General features: G+C 67.4%; 16 protein-coding genes and 1 pseudogene. 10 read left to right on the forward strand and 7 right to left on the reverse strand.

The genetic code is table 11. From position 1 onward, the window contains the following. From VJV41_RS27395 to ribD, 6 genes are all read left to right on the forward strand, one after another. The coding region (locus tag VJV41_RS27395; protein ID WP_414685071.1) for a DUF2207 family protein at positions 1 to 756 on the forward strand (756 nt) is incomplete at its 5' end. After that, complete coding sequence (locus VJV41_RS27400; RefSeq protein WP_325339144.1) at positions 750 to 1,286, forward strand: LemA family protein; 537 nt, start codon at positions 750 to 752, stop codon at positions 1,284 to 1,286. The genes VJV41_RS27395 and VJV41_RS27400, both read left to right, overlap by 7 nt. Positions 1,287 to 1,308: 22 nt before the next feature. Then, entirely contained in the window at positions 1,309 to 2,238 is a 930-nt protein-coding gene (fmt, locus tag VJV41_RS27405) for a methionyl-tRNA formyltransferase (protein WP_325339146.1), read from the forward strand. Then, complete coding sequence (locus VJV41_RS27410) at positions 2,235 to 3,605, forward strand: RsmB/NOP family class I SAM-dependent RNA methyltransferase (RefSeq protein WP_325339148.1); 1,371 nt, start codon at positions 2,235 to 2,237, stop codon at positions 3,603 to 3,605. The genes fmt and VJV41_RS27410 overlap by 4 nt, the downstream gene beginning before the upstream one ends. Before the next feature lie 36 nt (positions 3,606 to 3,641). Further along, a complete protein-coding gene (gene rpe, locus VJV41_RS27415) occupies positions 3,642 to 4,319 on the forward strand; it encodes a ribulose-phosphate 3-epimerase (RefSeq protein ID WP_325339150.1) in 678 nt (225 codons plus the stop codon). Further along, positions 4,316 to 5,317 (forward strand): bifunctional diaminohydroxyphosphoribosylaminopyrimidine deaminase/5-amino-6-(5-phosphoribosylamino)uracil reductase RibD, encoded by a 1,002-nt coding sequence (ribD, locus tag VJV41_RS27420; protein ID WP_325339152.1) that lies wholly within the window; start codon positions 4,316 to 4,318, stop codon positions 5,315 to 5,317. Before rpe ends, ribD begins: the two co-directional genes overlap by 4 nt. 52 nt (positions 5,318 to 5,369) lie before the next feature. Here the strand turns inward: ribD and VJV41_RS27425 are convergent, their stop codons facing one another. The 5 genes and pseudogenes from VJV41_RS27425 to VJV41_RS27445 all read right to left on the reverse strand — a co-directional run bounded on the left by VJV41_RS27425 (position 5,370) and on the right by VJV41_RS27445 (position 10,535). Next, the gene (locus VJV41_RS27425; protein WP_325339153.1) at positions 5,370 to 6,374 is read right to left on the reverse strand and encodes an ATP-binding cassette domain-containing protein; all 1,005 of its coding nucleotides are present in this window, start codon (positions 6,372 to 6,374) and stop codon (positions 5,370 to 5,372) included. Between the two features lie 3 nt (positions 6,375 to 6,377). Beyond that, the gene (locus tag VJV41_RS27430) at positions 6,378 to 7,427 is read right to left on the reverse strand and encodes an ABC transporter permease (RefSeq protein ID WP_325339155.1); all 1,050 of its coding nucleotides are present in this window, start codon (positions 7,425 to 7,427) and stop codon (positions 6,378 to 6,380) included. 45 nt (positions 7,428 to 7,472) lie between these two features. Continuing rightward, positions 7,473 to 7,873: pseudogene (locus VJV41_RS27435) on the reverse strand (DJ-1/PfpI family protein). 332 nt (positions 7,874 to 8,205) lie between these two features. Beyond that, on the reverse strand, positions 8,206 to 9,837 hold the full coding sequence (locus VJV41_RS27440) for an MFS transporter (protein WP_325339157.1): 1,632 nt from the start codon (positions 9,835 to 9,837) through the stop codon (positions 8,206 to 8,208). Further along, a complete protein-coding gene (locus VJV41_RS27445) occupies positions 9,837 to 10,535 on the reverse strand; it encodes an LppX_LprAFG lipoprotein (RefSeq protein ID WP_325339159.1) in 699 nt (232 codons plus the stop codon). The genes VJV41_RS27440 and VJV41_RS27445 overlap by 1 nt, the downstream gene beginning before the upstream one ends. Before the next feature lie 215 nt (positions 10,536 to 10,750). Here VJV41_RS27445 and VJV41_RS27450 point away from each other — a divergent pair, with 215 nt between their 5' ends. The 4 genes from VJV41_RS27450 to VJV41_RS27465 are packed head-to-tail and all read left to right on the forward strand — an operon-like array spanning position 10,751 to position 13,639. After that, positions 10,751 to 11,350, forward strand: coding sequence for a riboflavin synthase (locus VJV41_RS27450; RefSeq protein WP_325339161.1), 600 nt, complete (start codon positions 10,751 to 10,753; stop codon positions 11,348 to 11,350). Positions 11,351 to 11,393: 43 nt separating this feature from the next. Further along, positions 11,394 to 12,665 carry a bifunctional 3,4-dihydroxy-2-butanone-4-phosphate synthase/GTP cyclohydrolase II gene (locus VJV41_RS27455; RefSeq protein WP_325339162.1) on the forward strand — a complete coding sequence of 424 codons (1,272 nt, stop codon included), beginning with the start codon at positions 11,394 to 11,396 and terminating at the stop codon, positions 12,663 to 12,665. A gap of 48 nt (positions 12,666 to 12,713) precedes the next feature. Next, entirely contained in the window at positions 12,714 to 13,190 is a 477-nt protein-coding gene (ribH, locus tag VJV41_RS27460; RefSeq protein WP_325339164.1) for a 6,7-dimethyl-8-ribityllumazine synthase, read from the forward strand. Further along, the gene (locus tag VJV41_RS27465) at positions 13,187 to 13,639 is read left to right on the forward strand and encodes a PH domain-containing protein (protein WP_325339166.1); all 453 of its coding nucleotides are present in this window, start codon (positions 13,187 to 13,189) and stop codon (positions 13,637 to 13,639) included. The genes ribH and VJV41_RS27465 overlap by 4 nt, the downstream gene beginning before the upstream one ends. Here VJV41_RS27465 and VJV41_RS27470 read toward each other — a convergent pair. Together VJV41_RS27470 and VJV41_RS27475 are read right to left on the reverse strand one after the other, a co-directional pair. After that, positions 13,626 to 14,096, reverse strand: a complete 471-nt coding sequence (locus VJV41_RS27470) for a GNAT family N-acetyltransferase (protein WP_325339168.1) — start codon at positions 14,094 to 14,096, stop codon at positions 13,626 to 13,628. The genes VJV41_RS27465 and VJV41_RS27470 overlap by 14 nt on opposite strands. Continuing rightward, positions 14,093 to 16,045: a gamma-glutamyltransferase family protein gene (locus tag VJV41_RS27475; RefSeq protein ID WP_325339170.1), complete on the reverse strand. Its 1,953-nt coding sequence runs from the start codon at positions 16,043 to 16,045 to the stop codon at positions 14,093 to 14,095. Before VJV41_RS27475 ends, VJV41_RS27470 begins: the two co-directional genes overlap by 4 nt. Positions 16,046 to 16,050: the final 5 nt, after the last annotated feature.

Raw genomic sequence — 16,050 nt, forward strand, 5'->3', positions numbered from 1 at the left:
TGGGCCGATGTCGATCCCGTCAGCGTCGCGGTTGGGTCCGCGCTAAAGGTGATGGAACCGGGCAGCGAGTTCGAGGCGAAGCGCACGGTGTCGTCCGGCAAGAAGCTCAACAAGGCCAAGACGGATATGGCGGCAGCCGTCGCGAAGTGGGCGTTTGACGACGACCTGATGGTCAAGCGCAAGAAAGAACTGTGGGTCCGCACCGTCAATGCGCTCGCGTTCATCGTGATGGTTTGCGGCTTCTTCCGCTGGGGTTTCCCGACCACCATGTGGGCGCTGCCGTTCGCGGCGTTCTTCCTGTTTTCCGTGCGGTCATGGGCCGATGGTGTCGGCACCCGGCGCACCGAGACGGGTCGCCAATTGTGGTCGCAGGCAGGCGGTTTCCAACGGATGCTGGCCACCGACTCCGCAGAAGCCCGTTTCGATTTCGGCGCGCGCAAGGACCTCTACAGTGCCTATGTCCCATACGCAGTGGCGGCCGGCGTCGCGGCGCTGTGGGCCAAGAAGTATGAGACGACGATGGGTCAGCCTGCGCCACAACCGGATTGGTATTACTCGTCAACGACGTCCACCGGTTGGGGTTTGACCGGGGGCTCCGGTGGCCCAAACTTTGACAGCTTCGAATCGGCGCTATCGTCGTCGATCGGCGCCTACACCGCGTCGCAGTCGTCGTCATCATCGTCCAGCAGTGGTGGTGGTGGCTTCAGCGGTGGCGGCGGAGGCGGCGGCGGTGGAGGAGGAGGCGGATCATGGTGAGATTCCTGCTGATCGTGGTGCTGGTGCTGGCGGTGCTGGTGCTGATCGGGTTCGTGATGGGCTACAACAAGATCCGCTCCGCCGACGTCCGCGTGGCCGAAGCGCTGTCGGGCATCGACGTCGAGCTGACACGGCGTGCCTCGCTGATTCCGAGCCTGGTGCAGACCGTGCAGACGTTCGCCGCCCACGAGAAGGGCATCCTCGACCACGTCACGAACGCCCGCGCCGCACTCACGTCGGCGACCACGGGGAAGTCAGTGGCACAGCGCAGCGCCGCAGAAAAGGATCTCGACACGGCGCTGGCGCCGCTGCTGGCGCTCGGCCAGAGCTACCCGCAGCTCAATTCGTCGAACAACTTCCTGAACCTGCAGGACAACCTCGCCGACACCGAGAACAAGCTCGCGTTCGCGCGCCAGTACTACAACGACGCGGTCGCGACGCTCAACCGGCTGATCAGCACGATCCCGTGGATGATGGTCGCACCGCTGACCGGCGTGTCGGAGGGCGAGTACTACCAGACCCCGCGCTGAGCGCCCTCTCTACACTGGCGCGGTGCGTCTCGTCTTCGCCGGCACCCCGGAACCCGCGCTGCCGTCGTTGTGCCGGCTCATCGAATCTCCGCACCACGACGTGGTCGCGGTGCTGACGCGACCCGACGCCGCTGCCGGCCGACGGGCCAAGCCGTCGCCATCCCCGGTGGCCCGGTTGGCGCTCGAGCGGGGCATTCCCGTGCTGCGCCCGGCGCGGCCCAACTCCGACGAGTTCATCGCCGAGTTGACGGAGTTCGCCCCGGAGTGCTGCGCAGTCGTCGCCTACGGCGCGCTGCTGTCTGAACGGCTGCTTGCGGTTCCCGAGCGCGGCTGGATCAACCTGCACTTCTCGCTGCTGCCGGCGTGGCGCGGTGCCGCGCCCGTGCAGGCGGCCATCGCCGCCGGCGACACCGTGACCGGTGCAAGCACCTTCCAGATCGAACTCGCCCTGGACTCCGGCCCGATCTATGGCGTAGTGACCGAGACGGTCCGCCCGACGGACAGCGCGGGCGATCTGCTCGAGCGGTTGTCGATTTCGGGTGCGGCGCTGCTGGAGACCACCCTCGACGGCGTCGCCGACCGTTCACTCACCGCGGTCCCGCAGCCCGCAGACGGCGTCAGCATCGCGCCCAAGGTCACCGTCGATGAGGCGCGTGTGCGATGGGAGCTGCCGGCGCATGTGGTCGAGCGGCGCATCCGTTCCGTCACGCCCAACCCCGGCGCATGGACGATGATCGGCGACCTGCGCGTGAAACTCGGACTGGTCACTGTCGACGAAGCGCCAAATGATTTGGCGCCCGGCATGATCCGCGTCAGCCGCGACGGCGTTCGCATCGGCACGGCCTCGCAACCAGTGTTGCTCGGCCAGATCCAGCCGCCCGGCAAGAAGCTGATGAACGCCGCCGATTGGGCGCGCGGCGCCCGTCTCGACGAGTCAGCACGGGCCGAATGACCAAGCCCGGCAACAAACGCCCGCCGCGTCGCAAGCCGCTCGACCCCGCCCGTCGCGCGGCATTCGATGTGCTGCGGGCTGTATCGGAGCGCGACGCGTACGCCAACCTGGCGCTGCCGGCGATGTTGCGGGAACGTGGAATCACCGGCCGTGACGCCGCATTCGCCACCGAGCTGACCTATGGCGCCTGCCGCTGCCGCGGCCTGCTCGACGCGATCATCGAAGCGGCCGCGGGCCGGCCACCCGACAAGATCGACCCGGTGCTGCTGGACCTGCTGCGGCTGGGTGCATATCAACTGTTGCGCACAAGGGTCGAGCAGCACGCCGCGGTATCCACCACCGTCGAGCAGGCGGGCATCGAATTCGATTCGGCACGTGCGGGTTTCGTCAACGGCGTGCTGCGTACCATCGCTCGGCGCGACGAACAGTCCTGGGTCGACGAGCTCGCACCTGCCGCTGAGTCCGACCCTGTGGGCCACACCGCGTTCGTTCATGCCCATCCCCGCTGGATCGCGCAGGCTTTCGCCGACGCACTCGGCGCCGAGGCCGGGCAGCTGGACGCATTGCTGGCCAGCGACGACGAGAGGCCGCTGGTGCACCTGGCGGCCCGGCCCGGCGTGCTGACGGCCGAGGACTTGGCCGGACAAGTCGGTGGCACCGTCGGCCGCTATTCGCCGTACGCGGTGTACCTGCCTGGCGGCGATCCCGGCCAGCTCGAGCCCATCCGCGACGGCGCGGCGCTGGTCCAGGACGAGGGCAGCCAATTGGTGGCGCGGGCGCTGACGCTGGCCGAACTCGACGGGTCCGACACCGGCCGCTGGCTGGACCTCTGCGCAGGGCCCGGCGGCAAGACCGCGTTGCTTGCCGCGCTCGGTGAGAGCGCCCGCATCACCGCGATCGAACCCGCAGCCCGGCGCGCCGCCATGGTCGAGCAGAACACCCGCGGACTTCAGGTCGAATTGCTGCGGGTCGACGGTCGCGAACCCGGTCTGGAGCCGGGCTTCGACCGGGTGCTGGTCGACGCGCCGTGCACCGGGCTGGGCGCGCTGCGGCGAAGGCCGGAGGCCCGATGGCGGCGGCAGCCTGGCGATGTTCCCCAGCTGGCGAAGCTGCAACGTGAGCTGCTGGCCTCGGCCATCCGGCTGACTCGGCCCGGCGGCGTCGTCCTGTACGCGACGTGTTCGCCGCATCTGGCCGAGACCGTGGGCATCGTCGCCGACGCATTGCGCCGCCATCCGGTGACCGCGGTCGACACCCGACCCCTGTTCGATCCCGTCGACGACCTCGGAGATGGTCCCTACGTGCAGCTCTGGCCACACCGCCACGGCACCGATGCGATGTTCGCCGCAGCGTTCAAAGTGCGATGAGCGCTTGCGCGAAGAGCCAACGGATAGGGTGACCGCATGGCAGAACCGCTGATCGCGCCGTCGATTCTGGCCGCAGACTTCTCCCGGCTGGCCGACGAAGCCACCGCGGTGACCGGTGCAGACTGGCTGCACGTGGACGTGATGGACAACCATTTCGTGCCCAATCTGACCATCGGGCTGCCGGTCGTCGAATCGCTGCTGCGCTACACCGACATCCCGATGGACTGTCATCTGATGATCGACAATCCGGACCGCTGGGCGCCCCCGTACGCCGAGGCCGGCGCCTACAACGTCACTATTCACGCCGAGGCAACCGACAATCCGATCGGCGTGGCTCGCGACATCCGCGCCGCCGGCGCCAAGGCCGGACTGTCGGTGAAGCCCGGCACGCCGATCGAGCCCTACCTCGAGATCCTGCCCGAGTTCGACACGATTCTGATCATGTCCGTTGAACCGGGTTTCGGCGGCCAGAAATTCATTCCGGAGGTGCTGCCGAAGGTCGGCATCGTGCGCCGGCTTGTCGACTCCGGCGAGCTGACGATCGTGGTGGAGATCGACGGCGGCATCAACGAAGACACCATCGAAGAGGCGGCCCTGGCCGGGGTGGACTGCTTTGTCGCGGGCTCGGCGGTGTACAGCGCCGCGGATCCCGCGAAAGCGGTGGAATCGCTGCGCCGGCAGGCCGCCTCAGCGTCCAAGCACCTGCGGCTATGAATCTCGACGCCGCGATGCGGTTGGCCGTCGAGCATGCCGACCGAGTCAAGGGCCGTACGTATCCGAATCCACCTGTCGGCGCTGTGATTCTGGACCACCACGACGAGATCGCGGGCGTCGGCGGCACCGCGCCGCCCGGCGGACCGCACGCGGAAGTGGTGGCGCTGCGGCGGGCGGGCCAACGCGCCGTCGGCGGTACGGCGGTCGTGACACTGGAGCCCTGCAACCATCACGGCAGAACCCCGCCATGCGTGGACGCCCTTGTCGCATCCGGGGTTTCGCGTGTGGCGTACGCCGTCGCCGATCCCAATCCAGAGGCCGCGGGCGGTGCGGCGCGGCTCGCCGAATCCGGCATCGAGGTCGACGGCGGCGTGCTGGCCGACGAGGTTGCCGGCGGACCGCTGCGCGAGTGGCTGCACAAGCAACGCACCGGATTGCCACATGTGACATGGAAATTCGCCACCAGCGTTGACGGCCGTAGCGCCGCGGCCGACGGCAGCAGCCAGTGGATCACCAGCGAAGCGGCGCGCGCGGACGTACACCGCCGGCGCGCGGTCGCAGACGCCATCGTGGTCGGCACGGGCACTGTGTTCTTCGACGATCCGGTGCTGACCGCCCGTCTACCCGACGGCAGCCTCGCCGAACGCCAGCCGCTGCGAGTGGTGGTGGGAGAGCGTGAAATATCCTCGGAAGCAAGGGTTTTGAACGACGACTCGCGGACGATGGTGATCCGAACCCGCGATCCGCACGAGGTGATCAAGGCGCTGTCGGATCGCACCGACGTGCTGCTGGAGGGCGGCCCGACGCTGGCCGGTGCGTTCCTTCGCGCCGGCGTGATCGACCGGATCCTGGCCTACGTCGCGCCAATCCTGTTGGGCGGACCCATCACCGCTATCGACGATGTGGGCGTGCTGTCGATCGCACATGCGCAGCGCTGGCGGTTCGACGGTATCGAGCCGATCGGTCCCGACCTGCTGCTCAGCTTGGTGCCTGCATAGGGATCTCGGGGAGGTATGCACATCCCCACGACGGGCGAGATGTCCGCACGGTTCACTCGACCGGCGCGTCCTCCGGCAGCGGACGGTGTTCGATGAGGTCGCGCACGCCGCCCGCGCCGAGACGCTCACGAAATGTCTGGACGGTGTGGCCGACGACGGTGGCGTCGGTGCACGCCCGCACCGTCGCGGAGCGCGGCAGGTGAAACAGCGGGCCGATCTCGCCGAAGTAGTCGCCGGTCGACACGACCTTCAGCACTTCCTCGCCGCCGCCTGCCAATTCGCGGACGATCTCGAGGTTGCCCTCGGATACGACGTAGATCAGATCACCCATCGTGCCCTGTTCGAACAGAACCTCGCCGGCCTTTACCTGCACCGTGTCGGGTGGCCGGTCGATCGACGCGAAGTCCGGCACCAGATCGACGACGCGATCCGCCAACGGCAGAATGCGGGTGTCGTGGGTGGCGACCACGACCATCCGATCACCGGAAGCAAGCTCGCGAATCAGCTTCAGCACCTCCTCGACCTGGATGAAATCCAGATGTGCTGTCGGCTCGTCGGCCAACACCAGCGGCGGGTCGAGCGCGATGGCCCGGGCGACGGCGACGCGTTGTTGCTGTCCGCCGCTGAGATCGCCTGGCTTATGCGACATCCGGTCCTGCAGACCGACGCGTGCGAGCAGTCGTTCGGCCCGCCCTAGTGCTGCGCGGCGCGACATGCCTGCTGCGCGCATGGGCACCACCACGTTCTCCAACGCGGTGAGGCTGGGCACGAGATTGAACGCCTGAAACACGATGCCCACGGTCTCGCGGCGGTACGTCGACAGCTCACGGGCGTCGAGGGAGGTGACGTCGACCTCCCCGAACTTGATGGCGCCCGCGCTCGGTCGCAGAATGCCGCCGAGGCACGACAGCAATGTCGTCTTGCCGCAACCGCTGGGGCCCATCAGGATTACGAGTGACCCCGCGGCCACGTCGAGGTTCAACCGGTCGATCGGGCGGACCGCATCGTCGCCGCTGGAATACTCGACCGTGAGGTCTTGGATGCTCAGATCGCCCACGGCTCACGGACCTCCGAATGCGATCGCTGGATCAACGGACACCGCGCGACGCAATCCGGCGGCGCTGGCGATCAAACCGATCACGACCGCGATCACCGGTAACGCGACGAAGGCCTGTACGGGCACGATCACCTGCATCGGGAACAGCGGTCCGAGCAACTCCGACAGCACCGCCCCTAATGCTGCCGCACACAAGGCCACGACGATCGCCTGCAGTGCCAACCCGGCGAGGATGGAGCCCGTAGGCACGCCAATTGCCTTGAACACAGCGAAGTCTCGCAGCCGCTCGAGCGCCGAGAGATAGATGACGGACCCGACGATCAACGCCGCGACGATCCACAGCATGATCGCCACGATCGTGATCGAGTTCACTGCAACCTTCAGCGGTCGCAGCAGATCGGCGATGGCGCCGTCTCGGTCCACTGCCCGATAACCCGCTGGCGGCTGACTCAGTGTGCCGCGGATACCGATCGATGCGACCAGCGGTTGGCCGCCGTACACGAGCTGCTGTGCACCCGCGGTGGTGAGGAAGACATTGGGCAGATTGGCGAGCGCCGTCGAGTTCTCTATGATGCCGACGATGCGCAACCTGCGTGAAGCGATTTCGATCTCATCCCCGAGGCCGCGTCCGAGCGTGCTGGACACCGCGACCTCGTCGGGCGTGGACGGCGGCCGACCCTGCGACACGACAGGCATGCCCGGGCCACGCTCCGGCGCGCCGAACAAGTCTGCGTTGCGCGTCGAATCGCCGAGGGTCACCGTGCCACCGGCGTACACGAGCGGTGCCGCCGCTAGGACGCCCGGGGCACCGGCGATCCGTGGCAGGTCCACGGGCGCGAAGGGTGTTGCGCCCACGAACGGGCCCGACGCGCCGGCCTTGACCAGGAACGCATCGACGCCGAGTGAATCGACGGTCCGCCGTGCCTCCACCCGGAACCCGTTCGCGAGTCCGGTGAGGACGAGGGTCATCCCGAAGATGATGGCCGTACTGATGATCGCGATGACGAAGCGGCGTTTCCGCCACTGCATGTCGCGCAGCGCCGCGATCAGCATGTCCGCGACGTTACCGAGGCGTTGGCGTTCCTGGGCAGGGTTTCGCTATGAATTGTCTTGAGCGAAGGCACCGATCAGCGTGTTGCAGAAGGCGGGTAGGTCATCGGGCTTGCGGCTGGACACCAATGTGTTTGGTCCACGAGAACATTCGACGACCTCATCGTCGACCCAATTGGCGCACCACGTCGGGATTGGCGACGCCGCCGGGCAGTACGAGTCCGGCGTAGTCCGACGCGGACACGCTGTCGGCGGACTTGTCGGCTTCGAATATGTCGGCGGGCGTCAAGTGGTTGAACGCCTGGATCTTTCCGACTTCGGTGGACACCAGTTCTGGGGTGCCGGCCGCTTTCTCAACGGCCTTCCAGGGTTCTGTCAGGCTCCACCTGCTCGACGCCCTCGGGAGCGACGAGGAACGCAATTCTCTTGCCGTCCAGTGTCGTTGCCATGAATTTTCTCCCCTCGAGTTGTTGCCTATCGCACGCATACTCGGCGCGGCGAGCAACCAATCTCGGTGGCGACACCGGTACACTCGTACCAGAGCCGGGCCGTTACGCCCGGTCGGAATGTCGCGCTTTCACCGACGAGTTGCGCGCTGGTGAGCACGAACAAAGGACAACGAGCGTGACTGCACTGCAGGACTGGCTCAGCATTCGTACGGACCCGAAAAGCCTGAAGGCATTCATCTGTGAGGCACTGCGGGGCCTCACTGCGGACGAGCCGGCAAAGGCCGCCGACCCCCCCTTGATCCGTAGGGGAGTAGAGCGCTGCTGACCGTCGGCTAGCGGGGCCTGTGACGGCCCGGCGGCGGTGAGACCGCCTGTGCGGGCGCGTCGAACTCCTGCGCCGGTGTGTCGACCAGCTGCCTGGGCTCGTCATCGCTGTCGATCGCAGGCTCGTCAGCGTGCTCATGGCGGCCGCTGATCAGCAGACCGAGCAGGGCGCCCACGACGCAGACGATCGCGGTGATCTTGAAGATCTCGCCGTACTGCATCGTGTAAGCGATCCGGGTGTTGGCTGCCAGCGCGGCAGCGACCTCGAGCAGGTTGCCGCCCTTTGGCTTCGGCAGCGTCGCAAGGATCTGGTTGAACCGGTACAGGCCCCAGGCACTCAGCGCCGCGATGCCGACCAGCATGCCGATCATCCGGGCCACGACCACGGCCGCAGACGCGATCCCGTGCTGGGCGGCCGGGACCACCCGCAGCGTCGCCGACGTCAGCGGGCCGATCACCAGCCCAAGACCGATGCCCGCGATCGCGAGGTCAGTGTCCAGGGCGGGCAGCGTGACGATGCCGAGGTCGTGGCGTGCGGCCATCAGATCGACGGGCCACTTGGAGATCAGCCAGTATCCGCCTGCGGCGATGAGAAGCCCGACGAATGCCACCGCGCGGTCGCCCACCTTGGTGGCGATCCAGCCGCCCAGCAAAGCACCGAGCGGCAGCGCGATCAGGAACCGCAGCAGCAGACCGGCGGCCGCGTTCTTGTCGAGGCCGAGCACACCCTGGCCGAACAGCTCCACGTTGACCAGCGTCACCATCAGCGCAGCGCCGGCGGCCAGCGACGCTCCGAGCGCGGCCAGGAACGGCCGGAAGTGCACGCCGGCCGGTTCGATGAGCCGAGTGCGCGCGAACTTCTCCCAGGCGAAGAACGCCACCGCCGCGACCAGTGCCCCGGCGAGCACCGGCAGGCCCCAGTTCGGCAGCACCTGCTTGCCGTCGGGTTCCGGGTTGTAGAGCCCGACGACGGCCAGGCCGAGCGCGATCGCCAGCAGCACACCGCCGACGACGTCGACCTTTTCCGGTGTCTCACCCTTCTGCCGGGCAGGCAGGCTGAAGTGGATCATCACCATCGCGATCACGGCCAGCGGCACATTGATCCAGAACACGTCGCGCCAGGTGTTCAGCAGCCACACCACCGCGATGCCGTACAGCGGGCCGAGCACACTGCCCAGCTCCTGGGCGGCGCCGATTCCGCCCAGCACGGCCGCCCGGTTGCGGGCCGACCACAGGTCTGCGGCCAGCGCCAGCGTCACCGGCAGCAGCGCCCCGCTTGCGGTGCCCTGGATGACGCGGCCGACGACCAGCATCGTCAGGTCGTTGGACATCGCCGTGACCACCGAGCCGACCGCGAACCCGGCCAGGCTCACCTGCAGCAGCAACTTACGGCCGAACCTGTCAGAGGCCCTGCCCAGCAGTGGCATCGCGGCGATGTAGCCGAGCAGATAGCCCGTGACGATTGGCGTGACCTGCTGGATCTTGTTAATCGCGATGCCGACGTCACGCATGATGTCGGTCATGATCGTGACGACGACGTAAGTGTCGAGTGCGCCGAGCAAAACCGCGAGGCTACCGGCGGTGATCGCGATGCGCCGGCTGGATGTCGCCGACCGAGCGGTTCCGCGCGAACCGCTCATCAGACAGCCGGTTTGTTCACGGTGACCGGCTTACCCCAATCCGAGAGCGTCATCGTGACGCTGTTGCCGGGAGTCGGCTCCAGCTTGGCCTGCACCAGCGAATGATCGCCGTCCTCGCGGATCCACGCCGTGGAGGGGACCGGCCCGGTCGCCGCGATCTGCGGTGCGATCTTGTTGACGGCATCGGGGCTGACGGTTCCGGTGAGGCGCACGGTCTCGACGCCGTTGAGGGTCTCGCGGCCGTCGGCCTTCGGGTCGGAGAAGTTGGCCAGGATGTTGGCCAGCCCCTTGTCTGGGTTCAGGATGGCGGAGACGTCGTAGATGTCGGCGGCCGGGCCGAAGTCCTGAAAACTACCGCCGGCGGTGATGGCGCCGTAGAGGTTGCCGTCGGCGACCACGAAGTCCACGCCCTCGAGCTTCTGGCCCAGGAACAGGATGTTGGCCTTGCCCTGCGCCGCGACCGCGGGCGCATTCGTCAGATCGCCCTCAAGCGATTCGATCGGCAATTCCTTGATCTCGCCCTGTACCGCGAGCCTGAGATGCACGCTCGACTGCGCCTTGGTGGTCTGGTTGGACTCCTTGAGCAGCGTGGCGGCGTCGGGTAGGTCCTTGCTCGAGTTGTCGGACTTCGAGCAGCCGACGAGAAGGGCGATAGCGGCGAAAAGGGCGGCGAAGATGGCCAATAGGCGCGTCTGCATTCCTGCATCGTAGATGGTCCGCCGACACACACGCGTTCCACGTGCAGCCGATAGAAGTGGAATCGTGCCTGCTGAACTGGACTTTCGGCACGTTGCCGTCGTTGGGCGGGTGCCCACTTCACATGAACGTTTTGCAGGGCTTCACTCGCACTTTGTCTGCAAGAGGTGCGTCTCGCGGGTCGGCGAGAAGCCGCAGTCTGGATAGGCTCGTCGGCGTGTTTACCGGAATCGTCGAAGAACTGGGCGAAGTCGTCGGCAAGGAAGATCTCGGCGATGCCGCCCGATTGGTCATCCGCGGCCCCGTCGTCACCGCCGACGCCGGGCACGGCGACTCCATCGCGGTGAACGGCGTCTGCCTGACGGTCGTCGAGGTCCTGCCGGACGGGGCGTTCAGCGCCGATGTGATCGGGGAGACGCTGAGCCGTTCCAGCCTGCGCGGTGTCGGCGTGGGCAGCCGCGTCAACCTCGAGCGCGCGGCAGCGGTGAACAGCCGGCTCGGCGGCCACATCGTTCAGGGCCATGTCGACGGCACCGGTCATGTGATTGCGCGCACACCGTCGGAGCACTGGGAAGTGGTGCGGATCGCGCTGCCGACCTCGCTGTCGCGCTATGTCGTCGAAAAGGGCTCGATCACCGTGGACGGGGTCTCGTTGACGGTCTCCGGCCTAGGTCACGACTGGTTTGAGGTCTCGCTGATTCCAACCACTCTTGGCCTCACCACACTGGGCACGGCGGAGGTCGGCGCGCAGGTCAACCTCGAGGTCGACATCATCGCCAAATACGTCGAACGGCTGATGAGCCACGCTGCCGAATAAGACTGGCAATAAGAGACTCGCGCCGGTGGTTCATACTGATGTGATGACGAGGCTGGATTCCGTCGAGCGGGCGATCGCTGATATCGCCGCGGGGAAGGCCGTTGTCGTCGTCGACGACGAGGATCGCGAGAACGAGGGCGATCTGATTTTCGCCGCCGAGAAGGCCACTCCAGAACTCGTCGCGTTCATGGTGCGCTACACGTCTGGCTACCTGTGTGTGCCGTTGGACGGTGCAGTTTGTGACCGGCTGGGCCTGCTGCCGATGTACGCCGTCAACCAGGACAAGCACGGCACCGCCTACACCGTCACCGTCGACGCCAGAAACGGTGTGGGAACGGGTATTTCGGCCTCGGATCGGGCGACCACGATGCGCCTGCTCGCCGATCCGTCCAGCGTCGCAGACGATTTCACCAAGCCCGGGCACGTGGTCCCGCTGCGCGCCAAGGACGGCGGGGTGCTGCGCAGGCCCGGCCACACCGAGGCCGCCGTCGACCTGGCTCGGCTCGCGGGTCTGCAGCCGGCCGGGGCGATCTGCGAAATCGTCAGCCAAAAAGACGAAGGGGCGATGGCGCAGACCGATGAGCTGCGGGTTTTCGCCGATGAACACGACTTGGCGCTGATCTCGATCGCCGATCTGATCGAGTGGCGGCGCAAGCACGAAAAGCACATCGAGCGCATCGCCGAAGCCCGCATTCCGACCCGACACGGTGAATTCCGGGCGGTGGGATACACCAGCTTGTACGACGACGTCGAGCACGTCGCACTGGTGCGCGGCGACATCGCCGGGCCGCACAGCGACGGCCACGACGTACTCGTCCGGGTGCACTCCGAATGCCTGACGGGTGACGTGTTCGGCTCCCGCCGCTGCGACTGCGGTCCTCAGCTCGACGCCGCGATGGCCATGGTGGCCCGCGAGAGCCGCGGTGTGGTGCTGTACATGCGTGGCCACGAGGGCCGCGGCATCGGCTTGATGCACAAGCTGCAGGCCTACCAGCTGCAGGACGCCGGCGACGACACCGTCGACGCCAACCTCAAGCTCGGCCTGCCCGCCGACGCCCGTGACTACGGCATCGGCGCGCAGATCCTCGTCGACCTCGGCGTGCGATCGATGCGGCTGCTGACCAACAACCCCGCCAAGCGGGTCGGCCTTGACGGCTACGGGCTGCACATCATCGAGCGGGTGCCGCTGCCGGTGCGCGCCAACGCCGAGAACATCCGCTATCTGATGACCAAGCGCGATCGAATGGGCCACGACCTCGTCGGCCTTGATGACTTCGACGAAGCCGTGCCGGGCGAATTCGGCGGAGCCCTATGAGTGGCCAGAGCGGAGCTCTGAATTGAGCAGCCAGAGCGGAGCTCTGAATTGAGTGGAGGCGCGGGTGTTCCCGATCTGCCACAGCTTGACGCGTCGGACCTGACGCTGGCGATTGTGGCCAGCACCTGGCACCCCACGATCTGCGATGCGCTGCTCGACGGCGCCCGCAAGGTCGCCGCAGACGCCGGCATCGACAACCCGACGGTCGTACGTGTGCTGGGTGCGATCGAAATCCCGGTAGTGGCACAGGCATTGGCGGCGACCCACGACGCCGTGGTGGCGCTGGGAGTGGTGATCCGTGGCGAGACACCGCATTTCGACTATGTGTGCGACGCGGTGACCCAGGGCCTGACTCGGGTAGCACTGGATGCGTCCACCCCGGTTGGCAACGGCGTGCTCACCACGAACACCGAACAGCAGGCGCTCGACCGCGCCGGGCTGCCGGATTCGGCTGAGGACAAGGGCGCGCAGGCCGCCGCGGCTGCGCTATCTACGGCGCTGGCGCTGCGCGGTCTAAGGTCATGAGCGACTGGGACATCGAAGTACGGCCGCATCTGACGCCGTATTTCGCATATGGAGCTGCGGCGTTGATCGTGGTGGTCGGTGTGGTGCTGGGGCTGCTGCTGAAGATTGCGTCGACCGGAGTCGTCTTCCAGACCGCCGACCAGGTGGCGATCGCGTTGCTCGGTGTGGTCATCGCCGGTGTGGTGCTGCTGTTCGCGAGGCCCCGGCTGCGGGTCGGTGCGTCCGGAGTCGCAGTGCGAAACCTGTTCGGGTACCGGCTGATTCCGTGGTCGGATGTCGTCGATGTGTCGTTCCCGCGTGGGGCGCGCTGGGCGCGGGTGGATTTGCCTGATGACGAGTACCTTCCGGTCATGGCGATCCAGGCCGTCGACAAGGAGCGCGCCGTCGAGGCCATGGACCGCGTGCGAGGTCTGCTCGCGCACTACCGGCCGGACATCAGCACACACTGAGCGACATCGCGACTTCGTCACGCGGGCTTGGGCTTTCGACGACGATGGTCGCGAAGCCCAGGCTTTCATATACGCTGCGAGCCAGTTCGTTGTCGGTGGCCACCCGCAGCGTGACCGTGCGTGCCCTACGGCCGCGGGCCCAGTCGACCGCCGCGCTGACCAGCGGCCGCGCCAGGCCCTGACCGCGGGCGGCTGGGTCCAGCCACAACGAGTACAGGTACACGGTGTCGGCGTTTTCCGGCTGGGCGCCGATCAGCCCTACGGGTCGGTTACCGATAAGCGCAGCGAATTGGGCGTGGTCGCGCAGTCGCCGGCGCCACTGCGCGACGGTGAATGTCGACTCCTGCCGATATTGCGGGTCGTCAGCGCCCAACGAGTCCGTCAATGCCTGCAACCTGACGCGGGCGAACACCTGCCAATCCGACTCGGTGAGCCGGGCTATTCTTACGCCGCTCACCTGGCGTCGCCCATGGCCAATCCCTCGCGGCGCGGGTCGGCGCCGCCCATCCAGCTGGCGCTGTCACGCGCGATCGCGGATAAACCGCTTGACTGGTCGGCCAGGTCGACCTGATGACCGAGTTGGCGCAGGCCAACCACCAGAGGATCATGGTCGCCGTTGTCGGCGGTGTCGATGGCGGGATGTTCACCGCCGACGTTGGTCTTCGGCGTGTTGGCGGCACCGAAGTCCACCGCCGACACCGCTTGCTGCGGATCCAGCCCCCAATCGATCATTCCCACAAGGGTTTTGACGACGAACTGGATGATCACCGAACCACCGGGCGAGCCGGTGACTGCGTAGAGCGGCCCGCGGCCCGACGGTGATCGGTCGAACACCAACGTGGGTGACATCGTGCTGCGCGGTCGCTTGCCCGGCTCGACGCGGTTGGGTACCGGGGCGCCGTCGGGGCCGACAGGCTCGGCGGAGAAATCGGTGAGCTGGTTGTTGAGGATGAAACCGTCCACCATGTGGAACGATCCGAACGCCGACTCCACCGTCGTTGTCATCGACGCGGCATTACCCTGCGCGTCGACGATGCTGACCTGGCTGGTGCCGTGCTCGGGGGTCGGCGGCGCCGGCGTCGTCGGCGGACCGAATTCGCCCGGCTTCGCGGCGCCCATGGTGTGCTGCTCGGAGATCAGCGCGGCCCGGCCGGCGAGGTAGTCGCTGCCCAGCAAGGTATTGGGCGAGCCGCCGGGCAGCGGCACGAAATCGGTGTCTGCGACGTACTTGTCGCGGTCGGCGTAGGCCAGCCGCTCGGCCTCGGAGATGAGGTGTACACCCATCACCGTGGGCTTGCCGCCGTTGAGGTCGATGTCGGTGGGTTTGTGGTCGGCCATTGGGAAGTGCTCGAGCATGCCCAGCGTGGCCGCCACCGCGATGCCGCCCGACGACGGCGGGGGCATGCCGCAGATCTCGCGTCCGCGGTAGGGCCTGCACAACGGCTCACGCTTCTTGGCGGCATAGCCGGACAAGTCCTCGGGCGCCATCAGGCTCGGGGTGCGGCCGCCGGAGGCGTCGGTCGCCGCCGCGATGATGTCTCGTGCGACGTCGCCGGTGTAGAACGATTGCGGATCAGTTGCGATGACTCCCAACGTCTTCGAGTACGCCGGATTGGTCAGCCGGGTCTGCGCGGGCTTGGGGCTACCGTCGGGGTTGAGGAAATAGGCGGATGCATTCGGGTCGACACGCAGCTTCGGCGCCGCGTCCGCGATGGCGGCGGACAGCCGCGGGCTGACGTCGAAACCGCCGTCGGCGAGTGTGACGGCCGGGGCGAACAGATCGCGCCACGCCGTCTTGCCGTGTTCGGCGTGGACGTCCTGCAGCAGGCGCAGGATGCCGGGCACCCCGATGGAGCGGCCCGATGCGCGGGCGTCGGGTTTGGGCGCCGTGCGGTCGGCGTCGGAGATCCAGCGCAAGTAGTTCTCCGTCGCGGCCTTCGGTGCCACCTCACGGCCGTCGTAGGCCTGCACGGAGCCCGATGCGGCGTCGTAGTACAGCAAGAACCCGCCGCCGCCGACGCCGGAAGCCTGCGGCTCCACCAGGCCGAGCACCGCCTGGGCCGCGACGAGCGCGTCGGCCGCCGTTCCGCCGTCGCGGAGCACGCCGCAGGCGGCCTGCGTGGCCAGCGGATTGGCGGTGACAACCGTGTAGTGCGCTGTGTGCACGGCTGTCATGTCCTTGCGGTAGCCGGTGGCGACCTCGGGGTTGGTGGAGATGTTGCGGGAGGTAGTCGCCGACGCCGGGGCCGGCGCGGCGGTGGTCTTCGGTGCCGGGGTGCCGTTCGCGACGATCGCGCACGGCCCCGCCGCGGTGGGCGGTGCATTCTGCTGGGCGCTGCATCCGGCCAACACCAATACGACCCCTGTCAGCGGGGCCGTCACCTTGCGCAGGGACGAGATCCGCATCACTC

Origin of the sequence: Mycobacterium sp. (assembly GCF_035274705.1) — a bacterium.
Taxonomy (GTDB): domain Bacteria; phylum Actinomycetota; class Actinomycetes; order Mycobacteriales; family Mycobacteriaceae; genus Mycobacterium.